The organism is Pseudomonas sp. A2, from assembly GCF_023100865.1.
GTDB lineage: Bacteria > Pseudomonadota > Gammaproteobacteria > Pseudomonadales > Pseudomonadaceae > Aquipseudomonas > Aquipseudomonas asiatica.
In genome coordinates this window covers 3,748,288-3,765,955 of sequence record NZ_CP039127.1, presented here as the reverse complement: position 1 = coordinate 3,765,955, position 17,668 = coordinate 3,748,288, and the positions used below count along the sequence as shown (strand labels likewise).

The following is a 17,668-nucleotide window of genomic DNA, read 5'->3' as shown; positions in this document are numbered from 1 at the left end:
GGCTGGGCCGCCCAGTCTGGGTGGCGCGGCGCCGTCGCGCAAGGGCGGCGACGCCATTTGCGTTCAGCCGTTGGCCTTGCCCACCGCATCCATGGCACGTGCCGAGTAAACCAGCGCGGCACCAGCGTTCATCGCCACGGCCACGCCGAGGGCCTCGGCGATTTCCTCGCGGCTGGCACCGTGCTTGACGGCCTGCTGCGAATGCACCGCGATGCAGCCATCGCAGCGTGTGGTCACGGCCACGGCGAGGGAGATCAGCTCGCGGGTCTTGGCGTCCAGGTGGTTGGTCTTGGCCCCTGCGCCGCTGGCGGTCATGTAGCCGGCCACGGTGTCAGGGGATAGCTGCTTGAGATCGCCGATGCCGGCCATCAACTGCTTACGGTAGGCGTCCCAGTCCATCATGCTCATCGTCTTCACCTTGGGGAGGTTGCGAGTGGAGCTTTCAGGCTAGTCGAAGAGTGGAAAGTGTGTGGCTTGTACTTTGGTTGGTTGCGCGCAGGCCTTTGGACTGCGCGCTCCCACATCGATCAGATATAGATGAACACCAGCACCAACGCTGCGACGAACGCCCACTTCTCCAGGTAGTAGCGCGTGCGGTTGCGCTTCTTCAGCGCCTTGCCACGTTCGCGGATCTTGTAGATACGAGTGAACAGCCGGTTGATGCCACCGGTCTTGTCGCCGGCATCGTTGGGGGCGGCGGCAGCGGCCATGACGTTGCGGCTGAACCAGCGGTTGAACGCGGTTGCCCAGCGGTACTTGAGCGGGCGTTCCACGTCGCAGAACAGGATGATGCGGTTGTGCTCGGTGGTATTGGCCGCGTAGTGGATGTAGGTCTCGTCGAAGATCACGCCCTCGCCATCGCGCCAGGAATACTTCTCACCGTCCACATCGATGTAGCAGCCATCGTCGTTCGGCGTGTCCAGGCCCAGGTGGTAGCGGTACGAGCCGGCATACGGGTCGCGGTGGCGCACCAGCTTGGCGCCCGGTGGCAGGGTGGCGAACATGGCGGCCTTGACCGTGCCGATGCCTTTGAGCAACTCGGTGGTGCGTGGGCACAGGGTCATCGCCGACGGGTGGCTTTCGCCGTACCACTTCAGGTAGAAGCGCTTCCAGCCGGTCTTGAAGAATGAGTTGAAACCGACATCATCGTAATTGTCGGACTTCTTGATTTCGCCCACATGCAGCAGTTGCTGGGCTTCCTCGCGGATTTCCTGCCAATGGTCCTGCAGCGTCTGCAGTTCAGGGAAGGCCTCCACCGGCAGGTAAGGCTTGGCCGGGTGCCGGGAAAACAGGTACAGGAAGCTGTTGACCGGGGCCAGGAAACTGGAGTGGTCGCCCAGCTGACGGGTCAGCTTGTGGCGAACGCGACCGCGCAGGTGAACATAGGCGATAGAGAGGATGAAGATGAGGACTAAGGCGATTTTCATGGGCGGATACGTCAAGTAATGGCCACGCGTGATGGCTAAGCCCGCCAGCATAAACAATCGAGTCGATGCTTTATAGAAGAATGTGACGCAACAGTGGCAGACCTTGGTACAAGCGTCACCGCTGTACCAAGGTCTGCAGGCGATGCATCAGGCCAGAGTCACCTCGATGCTGCCACCGGTGATGTGATGGTCCTTGCCTTGGTAGCTGATTACATAATCAGTGAATTCGGCGGTCAGGGTCCTGTTCTCCACGTTCCACTCATGTTTCACGCAGCCCCCAGTCATGGGAAAGCCCAAACTGCCAATCAAGAAAAGCAGGCGTGCATGTTGCTCATTGAACAGCATCAGGATGCCTTGGGAAGCGTTGTCCACTTGCTGCCTGGCGGAGAGTTGGATGCGCCCGTCTTGAAGTACCTTGGATTTGATGGTTTGAGCGTCAAGGTTGCCCAGCGAGGGGAAAATAGTGGGGTCGAGGTTGGCGGTGACCCGGCCGGTGCCGTTGGTCTTTGCATCGTCGGCCAGTGACAAGGACAACGAGCCATCCACGATCTCGACCATGCCCATGGTGTGTTCAATGGTGTAGTGGAACGTTGCGGCAAATGCCTTGGAAGCCTCATCCATCTCGGTAATATCGATTGAGCCCCCGGTCGCCCAACCTGAGCGACCAATCGAAGTCGAACCGAAATAGGCGTTGATCTCGGCTTTCTCACCTGCACCGATCTTGAGGGATGCGCCCGCCACCAGATAACGTTCCGGGATATTCAGGAATATATAGCTATAAGCGGTATCTGATCCCTCCGTGTACTGAATGGCGAAAAATGAGCGGTTGCCATTACTGACATCTGTATCTATGACATCAGTCGTGAACTCGCGCTCACGCTGGTTGCCCCACTTCAGTTTCGCTTGCATGGCAGGCTGGGTATTCCGTGTTTGCTGGTGCTGTTTCATGGCCGTATCTATGTGATTGAATTGAGGACTCAGCGTATGGTTTGGGTGCCTGCCCGCGAAACTGACAGACCTGCGGGTTTCCCAACGCATCAGTACGTGCTTTGCCATCTTGAGGAGCGGCACGATGACACCGGTCAGCGGACGTATCGAAAAACCATTCAAGCGCCTGTTCTTCGCCTTGCCGGTCAGCGATGCCCAGCGCCGCGCCCTGGCCCAGTGGCGACGTGGCCTGAACCTGCGCAGCGGAAGACCGGTGCCGGCCGCCAACTTCCATGTGACACTGCTGTTTCTCGGCGATGTGGATACCGCCCATGTGCCTGCTATTTGCGCGGCGGTCGACCAGCTGGCGCTACCGGCCACGGCACCAAGGCTGTTGCTGGACCGCCTGCAGGTATGGCAGCGGGCCAGCGCCCTGGTGCTGGAGGCGCAGCAGACCCCACCGGCCCTGTTGCAACTGGTGTACAGCTTGCAGCAGGCGCTGCTGCCGTTGGGGGTGGCCGCGGCCGACCGTGAGTATCGCCCGCACCTGACGCTGGCCAGGGATTACCGCGGCCAGCCGCCAGAGGCCAGCAGCGCGCCGGATTTCTACCTCGCCGCCCGCCATTTCACACTGTACGAGTCGCGCAAGGGCGCTTACTGGCCATTGGCGCAATGGCCGCTTTCAGGCTGATTCAGGCCATGGCCTCGCAGTCTGCGAACATCTGCTCGCCCAGCGTGCGTGCAGTGTGCAGGTGCAGTGCCGGGGCTGCGCCTTCGCTGTCGTCCAGCAGGGTGGAGCTGAGTACCTCGGCGCCGCAGTAGTCGAAGATGCCGTGCTCGATCTGCACGCGCATCGCCTCGCCATAGCCGTGACGTTCGAAAGTGCCGCTGTCGGCACCGGCGACACCGACCAGGTGCACCTTCATGCCGCGCAGCTTCTTGACGGTGATGCCCCCTTCATAATCGAAGGCCCAGCCATTGCTGAACACCCGCTCGACCCAGCCTTTGAGCAAGGCCGGCAGCGACCACCAATAGATGGGGTAGACCAGCACCAGCGCATCGGCGCGATCAATACGCGCCTGCTCCCTGAGTACATCCGCCGGCGGGGCTGCCAGCCTGCGGTGCACCGCATGGTCGGCCAGGCCGAAACGCGGGTCGAAACCTTCACTGGCCAGGTCGGCGATTTCGCTGCCGTGGCCGGCGTTGGTCAGGCCGGCGGCGATCTGTCGGGCCAGGGCATGGGTGAGGGATTGCGGGTCGTGATGACCGACGACGATCAGGGCATGCATGGTTGGCTCTCCAAGATTGGGATGCAGGGTTACCCAGAGCGCTATATACTCAAGGTAAGTTACTTTTAGTAAGTTACTTTTGGTAGGTAAACGATGTCAAGCGATGATCAAGGCCGCTCGCGCAAGCGCCTGAGCCGCGAAGAGCGCCGTCTGCAGTTGCTCGATGTGGCCTGGCAGCTGGTACGGGAGGAGGGCACCGATGCCTTGAGCCTGGGGCGTTTGGCCGAGCAGGCGGGGGTGACCAAGCCGGTGGTCTATGACCATTTCGAGACCCGGACCGGGTTGTTGGTGGCGCTGTACCAGCAATACGATGCACGGCAGTCGCGGATGCTGGAGCAGGCGCTGGCGCGTTGTGACGCTAGCCTGGCCAGCCGCGCCGGGGTGATTGCCGAGGCGTATGTGGACTGTGTGATGAGCCAGGGGCTGGAGATACCCGGAGTGTCGGCGGCATTGGCCGGCTCGCCGGAAATGGAAGCGCTGAAGCGAGCCTATGAGCAGCCGTTTCTGGACAAATGCCGTGAGGCGTTGGCCGGGTTTTCGCCCAGTGGCAACATCGGGGTGGCGGGCATGCGCTTGCTGGTAGGGGCGGCGGATGCCTTGTCGCAGGCGGCTGCTGCGGGGGAACTGGAGGTGGGGCAGGCCAAGGCCGAATTGCAGGCAGCAATAGTGGCGATGGTCGAGCGGCAATGAAGCCTTGAGAGTGCCGCGGCTGCTCTGCAGCCCATCGCCGGCAAGCACCACCTCGACTGCATCGACCTCAAGCCTTGTGCAGTATCTGCGGGAGATTGCCCAGCCCTTTTGGGCTGCGCTGTCGCGCAGAGAACAACTATCTCTCGTTTGCCGCGTCCTTTGTAGGAGCAGCCTTGTGCTGCGAAGAGGCCGGCACAAGCAATAGACTGGCTTTGGCAGTATCGGCCTCTTCGCAGCACAAGGCTGCTCCTACAGAACCTTGCTGAACCAATAAGTCATGTGTTGTTCCATGAGAGCCGGCTTGCCGGCGATGGGGCCAGGGCAGGCGATTACACCGGCAGGCTCTGGTACGGCAATTCATCCCCCGGGCTGCGGTCGAACTGGCGCTTGTACTCGCGGCTGAACTGCGAGGTGCTCTGGTACCCCACCCGGTGCGCGGTCTGCGCCACCCCCAGGCCTTCGCCGATCAGCATCTGCTGCGCCTTCAGCAGCCGCAGGCGCTTGAGGTACTGCATCGGCGCCATGTCGGTGCAGCGCTTGAAGTGCTCGTGGAAGGTCGAAACGCTCATGTTGGCGCGTGCGGCCAGCGCTTCAACGCTCAGCGGCTCGGTGTAGTGTTCGCGCAGGTGGGCAAGGGCGGCGCCGATGCGGGCGAAGTGCCCTTGTTGCTCCACCAGCGCCCGCAACACGCCCGCCTGTGGGCCGCGCAAGGCGGTGTACAGCACCTCGCGTACCCGCGCCGGGCCCAGCACCTTGGCGTCCACCGGGTCCTGCAGGCAGCGCAGCAGCCGTTCCACGCATTCGCGCATCGGCGCATCGAGTGCAGCCGAGGTCATTGAATGCGGGGTTTGCGCCTGCACCGCGGCATCCGGCGCCAGGGCCATGCTTTGCACCAGTTCACCCAGCACGCCGCGGTCGATGTCCACCGCCACGCCCAGCAACGGTGCTTCGGGGGTGGCAAAGGTTTCGCACATGAACGGCACCGACAGTGCCTGCACCAGGTAATGCCCGGCGCCATATTCCAGGGTACGCGGCCCCAGGCGCGCCAGCTTGCTGCCTTGGGCCAGGATCATCAAGCTGGGTTCGTAGATCTGCGGGCTGCTGGCCACATAGTGGTCCCAGCTCAGCACCTGCACCTGGGGCAGGTGCGTGGGCACGAAGCCTGGGCGCGTGGCAAGGCTGCGGATCAGTGTGCAAAGCGGCGCATTGGCGTCGACGTGGCGGGTCAGTTGCATGATGGACCTGGGCAGAGAATCAGACAGTTTGATCATCGCAGAATGAACGCTCGGCGCCAGATGCTGCATGGCATCTTCGGAGAATCAGGCATCGATACCGGAGAATCAGTCGTGGGCGAAGCGACGCATGGCGCGCAGAATGCGCAGCCTGAATCGTTTCACTTCATAGCGAGGCCCTGCATGTATACCGCAATCGGTTACGCCGCCCAGACCCCCACCAGCCCTCTGGCTCCCATGACCTTCGAGCGTCGCAGCCCGCGCCCTGACGACGTCGCCATCGACATCCTTTACTGCGGCGTATGCCACTCCGACATCCACCAGGCGCGCAACGAATGGGGCATTGCCGTGTACCCGCTGATGCCTGGCCACGAGATCATCGGCCGCGTCACTGCCGTGGGCGACAAAGTGACCAAACACAAGGTCGGCGACCTGGTCGGCGTTGGCTGCATGGTCGACTCGTGCCGCCACTGCGAAGCCTGTGCCAAGGACCTGGAGCAATACTGCCTGGAAGGGCCGACCATGACCTACGCCACCCCGGACCGGGTCGACGGTAGCAACACCATGGGCGGTTACTCCAGCAGCATCGTGGTCAGCGAGCACTTCGTGGTGCGCATCCCGGCCGGCATGGACCTGCCCAGCGCCGCGCCAATCCTCTGCGCCGGCATCACAACCTATTCGCCACTCAAGCACCACGGCGTCGGCCCTGGTCACAAGATCGGCATCCTCGGCATGGGCGGCCTGGGCCACATGGCCATCAAGCTGGCCAAGGCGCTGGGCGCCGAAGTGACCCTGTTCACCCGTTCCCAGGCCAAGGCCGACGAAGCCCGCCGCCAGGGTGCCGACCATGTGATCGTGTCCACCGATGCCGAGCAGATGCGAGCAGCAGCAGGCCGTTTCGACTTCCTGCTCGACACCATCCCGGTGCAGCACGACCTCAACCCGTACCTGGAAACCCTGAAATTCGATGGCGTGCACATCCTGGTCGGCCTGATCGAGCCGATCGACCCGGCAGTGCATGCGGCCAATCTGGTGATGAAGCGCCGGGTGCTGGCAGGGTCGTTGATCGGTGGTATTGCCGAGACGCAGGAAGTGCTGGATTTCTGCGCCGAGCACGCGATTCGTTGTGATATCGAGTTGCTGGATATCCGCAACATCAACCAGGCGTATGAGCGGATGATTGCCGGGGACGTGAAGTACCGGTTCGTGATCGATATGGCCACTTTGCAGGGCTGATTGGTTGCCTGTCCCGGCCCCTTCGCGGGCTCGCCCGCTCCCACAGGTACTGCACAGGTTTCGTAAGCTGTGATCTACCTGTGGGAGCGGGCGAGCCCGCGAAAAGGCCGGTACAGGCAATGAAGATGCTGCAACTGTTACCAGGCCAATGCCCTGTCCCAGCCTTTCCAGAACAACCACCGCCGTACCTCGCCATGCGCCCCGGTACCGATCTGCCAGGCTGGCCGCCCGTTGTCCAGGGCAATCACCGAAACGAACCCGGCATGGCTCGCCGCTACCAGCGTACGCCCGTCGGCACTGATATCCAGGGCACTGATGGTCGACCCCAGGTAATGCTGCCAATGCTCCGTGCCATCTTCGCCAAATGCCCGCAGGTAACCATAGGCATCCCCCACGATATATTCGCCCTCGCGCGCCACGCCGGCATACACCCGTGCGCCATCCTGTACCAGCGGGGTACGCGGGTCCTGGCTGTAGTAGTCGGTATCCAGCCCCGGCAAGTCGGCCACCCTGACGGCCAGCGTGGCACCGCTATGGAAATGGCAGGCATTGACTATCAACTGGTCACCTGCACGATTGAACAGCGCAAAGTGCGGATACTCGCTGGCCGGGCCGATGGCCGCCACGGGCCGGAGCTGGTCATCCAGCACCACGTGGCGGCTGCCTTGCTCGCCAACCACGATCAACCGACCATCCGCCGATACCGCACCGTGCTCCATGCTCAGCCCCAGGCTGATGTCGTCCGGGTCGGTGCCTTCGTCCAGTTCGTCGAGCACCCGCGCCTGGTGCGGCAGCAGGCGGGTCGCACCGTGGCGGGTCAGCAGGAAGATACCCTCGGCGCTTACCAGCAGCACCCGCTGGCCATCCGGGAAGGGGATCAGCGTGGTCGGCGTGGGCGGCAGGTCGAAGGGCTCGAACGGGTAACCCGGCGGCAACCCCTCCAACCCCGTGGGCCAGGCCAGACGCAGCACCTGCGGGCCGCCCCAGCCATCTGTCACGCGTATGCCCTCGGCATTGGCCAGGGCGAAATAGCGGCGGGCCGGGCAGCGGCCGAAGTGATCGACGCCGATCACCGGGGTCACCCCGAGAGGGTCAATGCGCACCACCTGGCCTTTGTCATGCGGCATGCCGATACGTGCCAGCAGGCTGCCATCCTCCAGCAGCAGGACGTTGCCGATACCTTGCCCGTGCTCCTTGATCAGCGGCAGCAAGGGGTGGTGGGCGGGCGGCCAGGCTTCGCGGAAGGCTTGCTGCTCAAAGGCTTCGACGCCGGGCCGGTTGGCTGCTTGCAGGGCCTGCAGCCAGGCATCGAGCAAATGCTCGGTGGCCTGCGGCAGGGGCTCTTCGAGGTCATCCCAGCCTTGCGCGCGGCCCTGCGCGACATAGTCGTTGACGGCCTGGGCATAGGCGGTGACCGCCTGCTGCCACTGTTGCTGCTGGGAGTGCTGCTGGTCCATGAGCGGATCGGGCTCCTTGTTGCATATGCGTTCGCACAAAGCGCGCATGTTACTCCTTCTGCCCGCCTCGCGGTTGTGAGCCCCCGGCTTGACGCGTACCATGCCGGGCATTCCTTCCAATAACAAAGCGTGCGTCGACACCCCGGCAAGAGGGTGGCTGACTTGCGTCCTGTTGCCTTGCCTGCGGAGAAGCGGTTTGTACCCATGAATGGACCCATACCCACCAACATGCCACCCACGGCGGGTAGCGGCAGCTGGCTGAGCGTCATTGCCCTGGCCCTGGCGGCCTTCATCTTCAACACCACCGAGTTCGTCCCGGTGGCGCTGCTCAGCGACATTGGCCGCAGCTTCGACATGAGCACCGCGCAAGTCGGCCTGATGCTGACCATCTACGCTTGGGTGGTGGCGCTGGCCTCGCTGCCGATGATGCTGCTGACGCGCAACATCGAGCGGCGGCGGCTGTTGCTGTTCGTGTTCCTGGTGTTCATCGTCAGCCACTTGCTGTCGTGGATGTCACAGAGCTTTGCCATGTTGCTGGTCAGCCGTATCGGTATTGCCTTGGCGCATGCGGTGTTCTGGGCCATCACGGCTTCCCTGGCGGTGCGCGTGGCGCCGCCAGGGCAGCAGGCCAAGGCGCTGGGCCTTTTGGCCACTGGCACCACCCTGGCCATGGTCCTGGGCATCCCGCTGGGCCGCGTGGTGGGCGAAGCGCTGGGCTGGCGCATCACCTTCCTGAGCATTGCCGGGGTGGCGCTGGCGACCATGCTGTGCCTGATGAAGTCGCTGCCGCTGCTGCCTAGCCAGAACTCGGGCTCGCTGCGCAGCCTGCCGATCCTGTTCAAGCGCCCGGCGCTGGTGATCACCTATGTGCTGGTGACGCTGGTGATTACCGCGCAGTTCACCGCCTACAGCTATATCGAGCCGTTCGCCCTGCACGTGGCGCAGATAGGCGCAGAGCGCACCACGCTATTGCTGCTGCTGTTCGGCGGCGCCGGGGTGTTCGGCTCGGTGCTGTTCAGCCGTTACAGCGACCGCTTCCCGCATGGCTTCCTGGTAGGTTCGATCGGCCTGCTGGCGGCGTGCCTGTTGCTGCTGTTGCCGCTGTCGGGCAACTTCTATGTTTTTGCCGCGTTGAGCATGTTCTGGGGTGTGGCGATCCTCAGCTTCAGCCTGTCGCTGCAGTCCAAGACCCTGAAACTGGCGTCCGATGCCACCGATGTGGCCATGGCGCTGTTCTCGGGTATCTACAACATCGGTATTGGCGGTGGCGCGTTGCTGGGCAGTATCGTCAGCAGCCAGCTGGATGTGGCGGATATCGGCCTGGTGGGCGGTAGCGTGGCAGTGGCCGGGTTGCTGCTGGCTGTGGCCAGCACCCGGCAGTTCCGCGAGGCGCTGGGCGGGGGGCAGGGCATTCCTGAATGACCGTGCTGTTTTTTTCGCGGGCACGCCCGCGAAGAGGCCGGTACTGGCAATAGCGGGCTCAAGCCAGTACGGCAGCCCATGCAGAAATCAACAGCAGCCCCGCCAACACCTGGTTGAACACCCGCAACCGCCGCGGTGCCTGCAACCATCGCGCGCTGCCCACCCCCAGCAGCGCCCACGCCGCCATGCATGGCAGGGCAATCAGCCAGAACACCAGCGCCAGCTGCCATACCGGCAACGACGGCGAGGCAAACACCCCGACCACCGCCACGGCCATCAACCACACCTTGGGGTTCACTACCTGCAACGAGGCTGCGCTGAGTGCACTGAAGCCTTGCGCCGTGGCCGACTGCAGCGGGGCGGCGGCACTGCGCAGCATCTTCCACGCCAGCCAGCTCAACCACAAAACCCCGGCCCAGCTCATCAACTGCTGGGCCAGCGGGTGGCGCAGCAGCAGTTCACCCAGCCCCAGGCCCACCATCAGCACGATCGCCGCTGCGGCACCGCAGGCCGCAACGACCGGCGCCAGGCTCGAGCACAGGCCAAAGCGGGCCCCATGGGCAAGAATCAACAGGTTGGTCGGCCCCGGGCTGATGCTGGATACCAAGGCAAACAGGATGAAGGGCAACAACGACTGCGACATGATCAAGGGCTCCGGATAAACGAAGCACCATGCTCGCTGCCCGCCGCCTTTCAGTCTGGAAGGTTTGAGCAGCGCTTGCGGTAGTCGGCCGGGGTCAGCTGGTAGGCACGGCGGAACCAGCGCCCCAGGTGGCTCTGGTCGGCAAAGCCCAGGGCCATGGCCACTTCGGTGGGAGTCTGGCCCTGGGCGAGCAGGCGCCGCGCCCGGGCCAGGCGCAGCTGGATCAGATAGGCATGCGGCGCCAGGCCGAATGCGGCCTTGAATGCGCGGGTGAGGCGGAAGCGGTCGATGCCACAGGCCTGGGCCAGGTCTTCCAGGCCGATGTCGCGCTCAAGGTTGGCGTGCAGGTAATCCCGCGCGCGCTGCGCGGTCAGCGGCAGGCGCGGGTCCGGGTTCAGGCGCCGGCGCCAGTGCAGGTGGCGGGTCAGGCAGGCCAGCAGGTCGTCCATGGCCGTCTGCCGGACAATGCGCAAATCCTGGGTATGCACGGCCTGGAAGGCGAGGGCAGTGGCACGCGCCAGGTGCTCATCGTGGCACAAGGTATCGGCGAAGCTGGGCAGGCTGTCGCCCGGCGCGTGTTCGAAAAGTGCCCGCAGTTGGCTGTCCACCCAGGTGGGTTCCAGGTACAGGGTCGAATAGGTGAAGCCGTCCTCGGTGGGCGCATGGCCGTTATGGATTTCACCTGGCTCCAGCAGGAATACGTTCCCCGGCGTGCTGCGATGGCGCACTCGCCGGCAATCGAATTGCTGCACGCCCTGCTCGGTAACGCCAACCAGGAAGCTGTCGTGCCAGTGCGGGTCGTAGGCATGCCCGACGAAATGCGCGCGGACCGACTCGATGCCGGTGTCGGCGTCTTGCTTGAGGTCGATCCAGTTGCTCATGGGGGCGTGCCGTGGCAGAAATCGCTACCTTAGCGCAACGGCCAGGCTCAGTCTGGAACGATTGTGCAGCCGTTGGCCAGCGCCCGGTTACGCAAGGCCTCGAAGCGTTCGCGCAGCCACAGATGCAGTTGTGCAACTGCGGGCGTGAGCTGCTTGCGGTGCGGGCACACCAGGGTGACCGGGGCGGGTTCACCAAAGTGCTCGGGCAGGATGATTTCCAGTTCGCCGGCCGCGATGTTGGCGCTTACATCCAGCCACGACTTGTAGACGATGCCTTCGCCCTGCAAGGCCAGGCGGCGGATCACGTCGGCATCGTCGCTGACCAGCGGCCCACGCACCTGCACGGTGCGGTTGCCCACCCGCCACTTGTCGTAGACCCGGTTGTGCTGCATGTACAGCAGGCACGCATGCTGCTGCAGGGCGTCGGGCGTGAGGGGGCGGCCGTGACGGGCCAGGTAGTCGGGCGCCGCCACCAGCACCCGGCGGTTCCAGTCTGCCAGCGGCAGGGCAATGTAGTTGGCGTCCTGGTTGAGGCCGTAGCGGATCGCCACATCTACCGGGTCGCGGTTGAGGTCGGCAATCTGGTCAGACAGGAAGAAGCGAAGGTGCAGGGCCGGGTGCTCGCGGCGGAAGGCGCTCAGCCACGGCAGCAACATGTTGCGGCCCAGGTCGGACGGTGCCGAAACCTGCAGGGTACCGCGCAGGGTGTTGGCGTTGCCATGCAGGTCTTCACGCCCCTGGCGCAGGCTCTCCAGCACATTCAGGGCAGTCGGCAGGTACAACTCGCCTTCGGCGGTCAGGCGCAGGCTGCGGGTAGTGCGGGCGAACAGGCGCACATCCAGGTCGCGCTCCAGGCGCTTGATCGCGGCGGCCACCTGCCCCGGCAGCAGTTCGGCCTCATGGGCGGCGGCGGTGAAGCTGCCCAGCACGCTGCTGCGGACGAACAGTTCGAGGTCGGCGATGCGCAGCATTTTCACTCCAAGGATGAAAGTGTTGCTGCATTGTGCCGGTTTTTCTTTTCTGCAGGAAAGATAAGATGCCCGGCAAATCCTCTGTTCATTCCCGGAGTTGTTGCATGGATACCGTCTCTCTGGCCAAGCGCCGCTACACCACCAAAGCCTACGATGCCTCGCGCCGCATTCCCCAGGCGACTGTCGATGCCCTGCTCGAGCAACTGCGCCATAGCCCTTCCTCGGTCAACTCGCAGCCGTGGCATTTCATCGTTGCCGACAGCGCCGAAGGCAAGGCTCGCCTGGCCAAAAGCACCGCAGAACGCTATGCCTACAATTCGCCGAAGATCCTCGATGCCTCGCATGTGATCGTGTTCTGCACCCGAACCGAGATGACCGAAGCGCACCTGGATGCCGTGCTCCACCAGGAAGCCGCCGATGGCCGCTTCCGCGATGAGCAGGCGCGTGCCGGGCAGAACCAGAGCCGCCGGCACTACGTCGACCTACACCGTTTCGACCAGAAAGACCTGCAGCACTGGATGGAAAAGCAGACCTACCTGGCGTTGGGTACTGCCTTGCTGGGGGCTGCGGCACATGGGCTGGATGCCACCCCGATCGAAGGCTTCGACAGCAAGATTCTCGATGCCGAGCTGGGCTTGCGTGAGCGTGGATACAGCAGTGTGGTCATTCTCAGCCTGGGCTATCGCAGCGATGCGGACTTCAATGCCGGGCTGAACAAGTCGCGGTTGCCGGCTTCGCAGGTGTTCACCTTCCTGTGAGGTTGCCGGGGCCGCTCTGCGGCCCCGTCTTTCCGGTCGGCTTGCAAAATCCGGCATATGCCGCATACTTGTCGGCAAACGCCGGAAAGGAGAGAGCCATGCTTGCCGAAGTGCTTCGCGACAACGGTTACCACGAGTACCGGGCGCGCCTGCATGCACTGCTGGAAATCCCCGAACTCGCCAGTGACTTCGAAATCCACACCCGCATCACCCATGGCTTCGCTGCCACCTGGCTGGTGAAACTGACCGAACTCGGCGTGTTCACCCCTGTGGAGCGTGACCAGATCATTCCCTTGCGCACGCTGAAAACCCGCATCGAACGTGACCAGCCGCTGACCGTGGAAGAAAGCGACCGGCTGTTCCGCTCGGCCCATATCACCGCCATGGCCGAAGCCGTGTTCGGTGAAGCGAGCAAGGCAAAACGCTGGCTGTCCAAGCCCAAGGAGCGCTTCTCGGGGCTGACGCCGATGCAGATGCTCACCACCCAGCAGGGCACCACCCAGGTCGAAGAGATGTTGCTGCAGATCGCCGAGGGCTTCGGCCTGTGATTCTGTGGCGTATCAGCGCCTATGCAGACTTGAGCGGAACGGGCGGCTTGCGTGTCAGCGGCCGCTGGCACCAGGCGGGCCGGCCAGTGGTGTATGCCGCCACCAGCCCGGCCGGGGCGATGCTGGAGGTGCTGGTGCACCTGGAGATCGACCCTGAGGATTTCCCCACCACCATGCGGCTGCTGCGTATCGAGTTGCCCGACACCGTTTCGCAAGCGCAGTTGCCCGCCTTGCAGCCTGGCTGGTCGAGCCAGACCGAACTGACCCGGGGCCTGGGCAACCGTTTTCTGGATGAGTGTTCGGCGTTGCTGCTGCCGGTGCCGAGCGCGATCATGCCCAGCACCACCAATTACCTGTTCAACCCGCGCCATCCGCAGGCAAACAGCGCCAGGCTCGAGGTCGAGGACTTCACCCCGGACAGCCGGCTGTTTTAGGGAAGTTTCACCAAAGTGCCGCTGACGCCGCTGTCAGCACCCGGCCAAACACTTCGAGGGCCTTGTCCACTTCGGCCTCGTTGCTGAAGCGCCCGATGCTCAGGCGCACGCTGTTACGTGCCTGGCGTTCATCCAGCCCCAACGCGAGCAGCACATGCGAGGCCGCATTGCTCGCCGAATTGCAGGCCGAGGTGGTCGACAACGCCAGCTCGCTGGCCAGCGCCGCGCTGTTGAAGCCCTTGCTGTCGATACACAGGTTCAGCGTATGGGGAATGCGTTGTTTGGCGCAGCCGTTGAGGGTGACGCCGGGCAGGGCCAGCAGGCCTTCACGCAGGCGCCTGGCCAGTTGTTCGAGGCGCAGGTGTTCGCTGTCGCCGGGCTGGCCGGCCAGGGCAAAGGCACTGCCCATGCCGGCAATCTGGTGGGTCGCCAGGGTGCCGGAGCGCAGGCCTTGCTCATGGCCGCCGCCGTGCATCTGCGCACGCATCAGCGTGCGGGCGCGTGGCCCCACGTAGAGCGCACCGATGCCCTTGGGCCCATACACCTTGTGCGCCGAGAACGACATCAAGTCCACGGCCATGGCGTTCAGGTCGATGGCCAGTTTGCCCACCGCCTGCGCCGCATCCACGTGCAGCAGGGCACCGTGGGCACGTACCTGTTCGCCAATCGCGGCAAAGTCGGTGATCGTGCCCAGTTCATTGTTCACTGCCATCAGCGATACCAGGCGTGTGTCGGCGCGCAACGCTGCCTGCACCGCCGCAGGCTGAATCAGGCCGGCAGCATCCGGTGCCAGGCGGGTAACGGCCCAGCCCTGGCGCTCCAGTTCGGCCACCGTGTCCAGCACGGCCTTGTGTTCCAGTTGGCTGGTGATCAGGTGCCCGGGCTGGCCGAGGCCCTGGGCAATGCCCTTGAGCGCCAGGTTGTTGGACTCGGTCGCACCTGAGGTCCAGACCAGTGCATCGGCCTGTGCGCCGACGCGTTCGGCCACTTGCTGACGGGCCTGCTCCACGGCGTGGCGGGCTGCCTGGCCGAAGGCATGGCCACTGGACGCCGGGTTGCCGAAGTTGCCCTGGCTGCCAAGGCAGGCGAGCATGGTTTCGATGACCCGGTCGTCGACCGGAGTGGTGGCGGCGTAATCGAAATAGAGCGGGGCGCTGGGCATGAGGGCGGGTCCGTGTCTGTCGCCGTGAAATCGGCAAACGTTGGAGCAAGCGTACCCGCTACTTCGGAGATATTTTTCACTTCCAGCGGCTCTATTCTGGAAACTATCAAGAAAAATTTCTATCTATCGAGTTTTTCTTGGAATTTTTTTCTCCGCATCCCGCCATTCTGTTCAGGCTGGTTCCAAGGCCCTCTCTTCCTCGGCCACCACACGTTCGCACAACTCGGTGATCTGCTCGCGCATCCAGCGGTTGGCCGGGTCCTGATCGGTGCTTTCATGCCAGTACAGGTGCGTTTCCAGCGCAGGCACCTCCACCGGCAGTGGCTGGTAACGCAACTGATGGCGGCGGGCGAAGCGCTCGGGGACGGTCATCGCCATGTCGGTCTGCTGCAACACCTGCGAGGCCATCAGGTAATGCTGCGAGCGCAAGGCAACCTTGCGCTGCACGCCCATCTTGCCCAGGGCCAGGTCGACATAGCCCAGGCCGTTGCGGCGGCTGGAAATATGGATGTGGGTCATGCCCAGGTAGTTGTCGAGGGTCAGCTTGCTGTCGGCCAGCGGGTGGCCCTGGCGCAGGGCGCAGACATAGCGGTCTTGCATCAGTTTGACGTGGCGTACCTGCGGGTCGGTGTTCAACGGTGCGTCGATGGCGAAGTCCAGGCGGCCGGCGGCAAGTTCCTTGGTGGTCTCGCGGCGCTTGCACAAAAAGCTTTCGATCAGCACCGCCGGCGCCAGGCGGCGCAAGCGCTGGAACAGCGGCGGCAGGATGACCGCTTCGGTCAGGTCGGTCATGCTGATGCGGAAAGTCTTGTTGGCCTGTTGCGGGTTGAAGATGCGGCTTTCCTGCACCGAGGTGCGCAACAGTGCCAAGGCATTGCGCACCGGGCCGATGATGTTCTGCGCCATGGGCGTTGGCACCATGCCTTGCGCGGTGCGCACGAACAGCGGGTCATTGAAGGTTTCGCGCAGCCGCGAAAGGGCGTTGGACACTGCCGGCTGGGTGATGCCGACGATCTGCCCGGCGCGGGTCAGGTTGGCTTCGGTGTAGATCGCATCGAACACGATGAACAGGTTGAGGTCGACCTTGCTGAGGTTCATGGGCGCCGCTCTTTGTTGGAATTATTGGCCGATCATATATCGGTTATGAATGTTTATACACGCGGAAAATAGGCTAGGTGGATGAGGCCATGCTGCTCTAGGCTCTGGCCCATGTACTCCGAACCGTGAAGGTAGCCCCGATGGATTTCGCCTATTCGCCCAAGGTCCAGGCACTGCGTGAGCGCGTCAGCGCGTTCATGGACGCCTATGTCTACCCCGCCGAGGCGGTGTTCGAGCGCCAGGTCGCCGAGGGTGACCGCTGGCAGCCCACCGCGATCATGGAAGAACTCAAGGCCAAGGCCCGTGCTGAAGGGCTGTGGAACCTGTTCCTGCCCGAATCGGAATACGGTGCCGGCCTGAGCAACCTGGAATACGCCCCGCTGGCGGAAATCATGGGCCGTTCGTTGCTCGGCCCGGAGCCGTTCAACTGCTCGGCGCCGGACACCGGCAACATGGAAGTGCTGGTGCGCTATGGCAGTGAAGCGCAGAAGCGCCAGTGGCTGGAGCCGCTGCTGCGTGGCGAGATCCGTTCGGCGTTCGCCATGACCGAACCGGACGTGGCCTCCTCGGATGCCACCAACATGGCCGCCACCGCCGTGCGTGACGGTGACCAATGGGTAATCAACGGCCGCAAGTGGTGGACCTCCGGCGCGTGCGACCCGCGCTGCAAGGTAATGATCTTCATGGGCCTGTCCGACCCTGAAGGGCCACGCCACCAGCAGCACTCGATGGTGCTGGTGCCCACCGATGCACCTGGGGTGAAGATTGTCCGCCCTCTGCCGGTGTTCGGCTATGACGATGCTCCCCATGGCCACGCCGAGGTGCTCTTCGAGAACGTGCGGGTACCGTATGAGAACGTGATCCTGGGTGAAGGCCGTGGCTTCGAAATTGCCCAGGGGCGCCTTGGCCCTGGCCGTATCCACCACTGCATGCGCTCGATCGGCATGGCCGAGCGAGCGCTGGAACTGATGTGCAAGCGCTCGGTGGAGCGTACCGCCTTCGGCCGGCCACTGGCGCGTCTGGGCGGCAACGTCGACAAGATTGCCGACTCGCGCATGGAGATCGACATGGCCCGGCTGCTGACGTTGAAAGCGGCCTACATGATGGACACGGTCGGCAACAAGGTGGCCCGCAGCGAGATTGCGCAAATCAAGGTAGTGGCGCCGAACGTGGCACTGAAGGTGATCGACCGGGCGATCCAGATTCATGGCGGGGCAGGGGTGAGTGGCGATTTCCCGCTGGCTTACATGTACGCTATGCAACGCACCTTGCGCCTGGCCGACGGGCCAGATGAAGTGCACCGGGCGGCGATCGGCAAGTATGAGATCGGCAAGTACGTGCCGGCGGAGATGATGCGTAGCGGGCGGTGATTTACCGGCTTGTTCCGGCCTCTTCGCGGGCTTGCCCGCTCTCATAGAACTGCACATAACTCATTGAATTAGCAGGGACCCTGTGGGAGCGGCTTTAGCCGCGAACACCGGCGCAGCCGGTGC

Annotated in this window: 19 protein-coding genes; 8 read left to right on the top strand and 11 right to left on the bottom strand. The window is 63.7% G+C overall.

Annotated features, from left to right (window positions below; all coding sequences use genetic code 11):
- Positions 1 to 63: 63 nt before the first annotated feature.
- From E5221_RS17375 to E5221_RS17365, 3 genes are all read right to left on the bottom strand, one after another.
- The gene (locus tag E5221_RS17375; protein ID WP_013973174.1) at positions 64 to 408 is read right to left on the bottom strand and encodes a carboxymuconolactone decarboxylase family protein; all 345 of its coding nucleotides are present in this window, start codon (positions 406 to 408) and stop codon (positions 64 to 66) included.
- Between the two features lie 119 nt (positions 409 to 527).
- A complete protein-coding gene (gene lpxO / locus E5221_RS17370; protein WP_123084498.1) occupies positions 528 to 1,427 on the bottom strand; it encodes a lipid A hydroxylase LpxO in 900 nt (299 codons plus the stop codon).
- Between the two features lie 147 nt (positions 1,428 to 1,574).
- Positions 1,575 to 2,375, bottom strand: a complete 801-nt coding sequence (locus tag E5221_RS17365) for a hypothetical protein (protein WP_123084499.1) — start codon at positions 2,373 to 2,375, stop codon at positions 1,575 to 1,577.
- Positions 2,376 to 2,499: 124 nt separating this feature from the next.
- On the opposite strand from E5221_RS17365, the gene thpR reads away from it, so the two are divergent.
- A complete protein-coding gene (gene thpR / locus E5221_RS17360; protein ID WP_247846073.1) occupies positions 2,500 to 3,045 on the top strand; it encodes an RNA 2',3'-cyclic phosphodiesterase in 546 nt (181 codons plus the stop codon).
- 1 nt (position 3,046) lies between these two features.
- Here the strand turns inward: thpR and E5221_RS17355 are convergent, their stop codons facing one another.
- The gene (locus tag E5221_RS17355; RefSeq protein ID WP_039614470.1) at positions 3,047 to 3,643 is read right to left on the bottom strand and encodes an NAD(P)H-dependent oxidoreductase; all 597 of its coding nucleotides are present in this window, start codon (positions 3,641 to 3,643) and stop codon (positions 3,047 to 3,049) included.
- A gap of 93 nt (positions 3,644 to 3,736) precedes the next feature.
- Between E5221_RS17355 and E5221_RS17350 the strand changes: the two genes are divergently transcribed.
- On the top strand, positions 3,737 to 4,333 hold the full coding sequence (locus E5221_RS17350) for a TetR/AcrR family transcriptional regulator (RefSeq protein ID WP_100412870.1): 597 nt from the start codon (positions 3,737 to 3,739) through the stop codon (positions 4,331 to 4,333).
- Positions 4,334 to 4,662: 329 nt separating this feature from the next.
- Here E5221_RS17350 and E5221_RS17345 read toward each other — a convergent pair whose 3' ends face one another.
- Positions 4,663 to 5,568 (bottom strand): AraC family transcriptional regulator, encoded by a 906-nt coding sequence (locus tag E5221_RS17345; protein WP_024087366.1) that lies wholly within the window; start codon positions 5,566 to 5,568, stop codon positions 4,663 to 4,665.
- Positions 5,569 to 5,748: 180 nt separating this feature from the next.
- Between E5221_RS17345 and calA the strand changes: the two genes are divergently transcribed.
- Positions 5,749 to 6,801, top strand: a complete 1,053-nt coding sequence (calA, locus tag E5221_RS17340) for a vanillin reductase (RefSeq protein ID WP_247846071.1) — start codon at positions 5,749 to 5,751, stop codon at positions 6,799 to 6,801.
- 137 nt (positions 6,802 to 6,938) lie between these two features.
- Here the strand turns inward: calA and E5221_RS17335 are convergent, their stop codons facing one another.
- Positions 6,939 to 8,258 (bottom strand): hypothetical protein, encoded by a 1,320-nt coding sequence (locus E5221_RS17335; protein WP_182329415.1) that lies wholly within the window; start codon positions 8,256 to 8,258, stop codon positions 6,939 to 6,941.
- A gap of 204 nt (positions 8,259 to 8,462) precedes the next feature.
- Between E5221_RS17335 and E5221_RS17330 the strand changes: the two genes are divergently transcribed.
- Positions 8,463 to 9,680: a sugar transporter gene (locus E5221_RS17330; RefSeq protein WP_247846069.1), complete on the top strand. Its 1,218-nt coding sequence runs from the start codon at positions 8,463 to 8,465 to the stop codon at positions 9,678 to 9,680.
- Positions 9,681 to 9,738: 58 nt separating this feature from the next.
- Here E5221_RS17330 and E5221_RS17325 read toward each other — a convergent pair whose 3' ends face one another.
- The 3 genes from E5221_RS17325 to E5221_RS17315 are packed head-to-tail and all read right to left on the bottom strand — an operon-like array spanning position 9,739 to position 12,175.
- On the bottom strand, positions 9,739 to 10,323 hold the full coding sequence (locus E5221_RS17325) for a LysE family translocator (protein ID WP_061551750.1): 585 nt from the start codon (positions 10,321 to 10,323) through the stop codon (positions 9,739 to 9,741).
- A 50-nt stretch (positions 10,324 to 10,373) separates the two neighbouring features.
- A complete protein-coding gene (locus E5221_RS17320; RefSeq protein WP_247846068.1) occupies positions 10,374 to 11,204 on the bottom strand; it encodes an AraC family transcriptional regulator in 831 nt (276 codons plus the stop codon).
- A 47-nt stretch (positions 11,205 to 11,251) separates the two neighbouring features.
- A complete protein-coding gene (locus E5221_RS17315) occupies positions 11,252 to 12,175 on the bottom strand; it encodes a LysR family transcriptional regulator (RefSeq protein ID WP_015270853.1) in 924 nt (307 codons plus the stop codon).
- A gap of 104 nt (positions 12,176 to 12,279) precedes the next feature.
- On the opposite strand from E5221_RS17315, the gene nfsB reads away from it, so the two are divergent.
- The 3 genes from nfsB to E5221_RS17300 all read left to right on the top strand — a co-directional run bounded on the left by nfsB (position 12,280) and on the right by E5221_RS17300 (position 13,915).
- A complete protein-coding gene (gene nfsB / locus E5221_RS17310; protein ID WP_182329419.1) occupies positions 12,280 to 12,933 on the top strand; it encodes an oxygen-insensitive NAD(P)H nitroreductase in 654 nt (217 codons plus the stop codon).
- Between the two features lie 98 nt (positions 12,934 to 13,031).
- Complete coding sequence (locus E5221_RS17305; RefSeq protein WP_182329420.1) at positions 13,032 to 13,481, top strand: antitoxin Xre/MbcA/ParS toxin-binding domain-containing protein; 450 nt, start codon at positions 13,032 to 13,034, stop codon at positions 13,479 to 13,481.
- Positions 13,478 to 13,915, top strand: a complete 438-nt coding sequence (locus E5221_RS17300; protein WP_015270851.1) for an RES family NAD+ phosphorylase — start codon at positions 13,478 to 13,480, stop codon at positions 13,913 to 13,915. Before E5221_RS17305 ends, E5221_RS17300 begins: the two co-directional genes overlap by 4 nt.
- Positions 13,916 to 13,922: 7 nt before the next feature.
- On the opposite strand, the gene E5221_RS17295 is transcribed toward E5221_RS17300, so the two are convergent.
- A complete protein-coding gene (locus E5221_RS17295; RefSeq protein ID WP_054572084.1) occupies positions 13,923 to 15,077 on the bottom strand; it encodes an aminotransferase class V-fold PLP-dependent enzyme in 1,155 nt (384 codons plus the stop codon).
- Positions 15,078 to 15,248: 171 nt separating this feature from the next.
- Positions 15,249 to 16,175 carry a LysR family transcriptional regulator gene (locus tag E5221_RS17290; protein ID WP_013973160.1) on the bottom strand — a complete coding sequence of 309 codons (927 nt, stop codon included), beginning with the start codon at positions 16,173 to 16,175 and terminating at the stop codon, positions 15,249 to 15,251.
- A 140-nt stretch (positions 16,176 to 16,315) separates the two neighbouring features.
- Here E5221_RS17290 and E5221_RS17285 point away from each other — a divergent pair, with 140 nt between their 5' ends.
- Complete coding sequence (locus E5221_RS17285; RefSeq protein WP_013973159.1) at positions 16,316 to 17,545, top strand: acyl-CoA dehydrogenase; 1,230 nt, start codon at positions 16,316 to 16,318, stop codon at positions 17,543 to 17,545.
- The last annotated feature ends 123 nt before the right edge of the window (positions 17,546 to 17,668 follow it).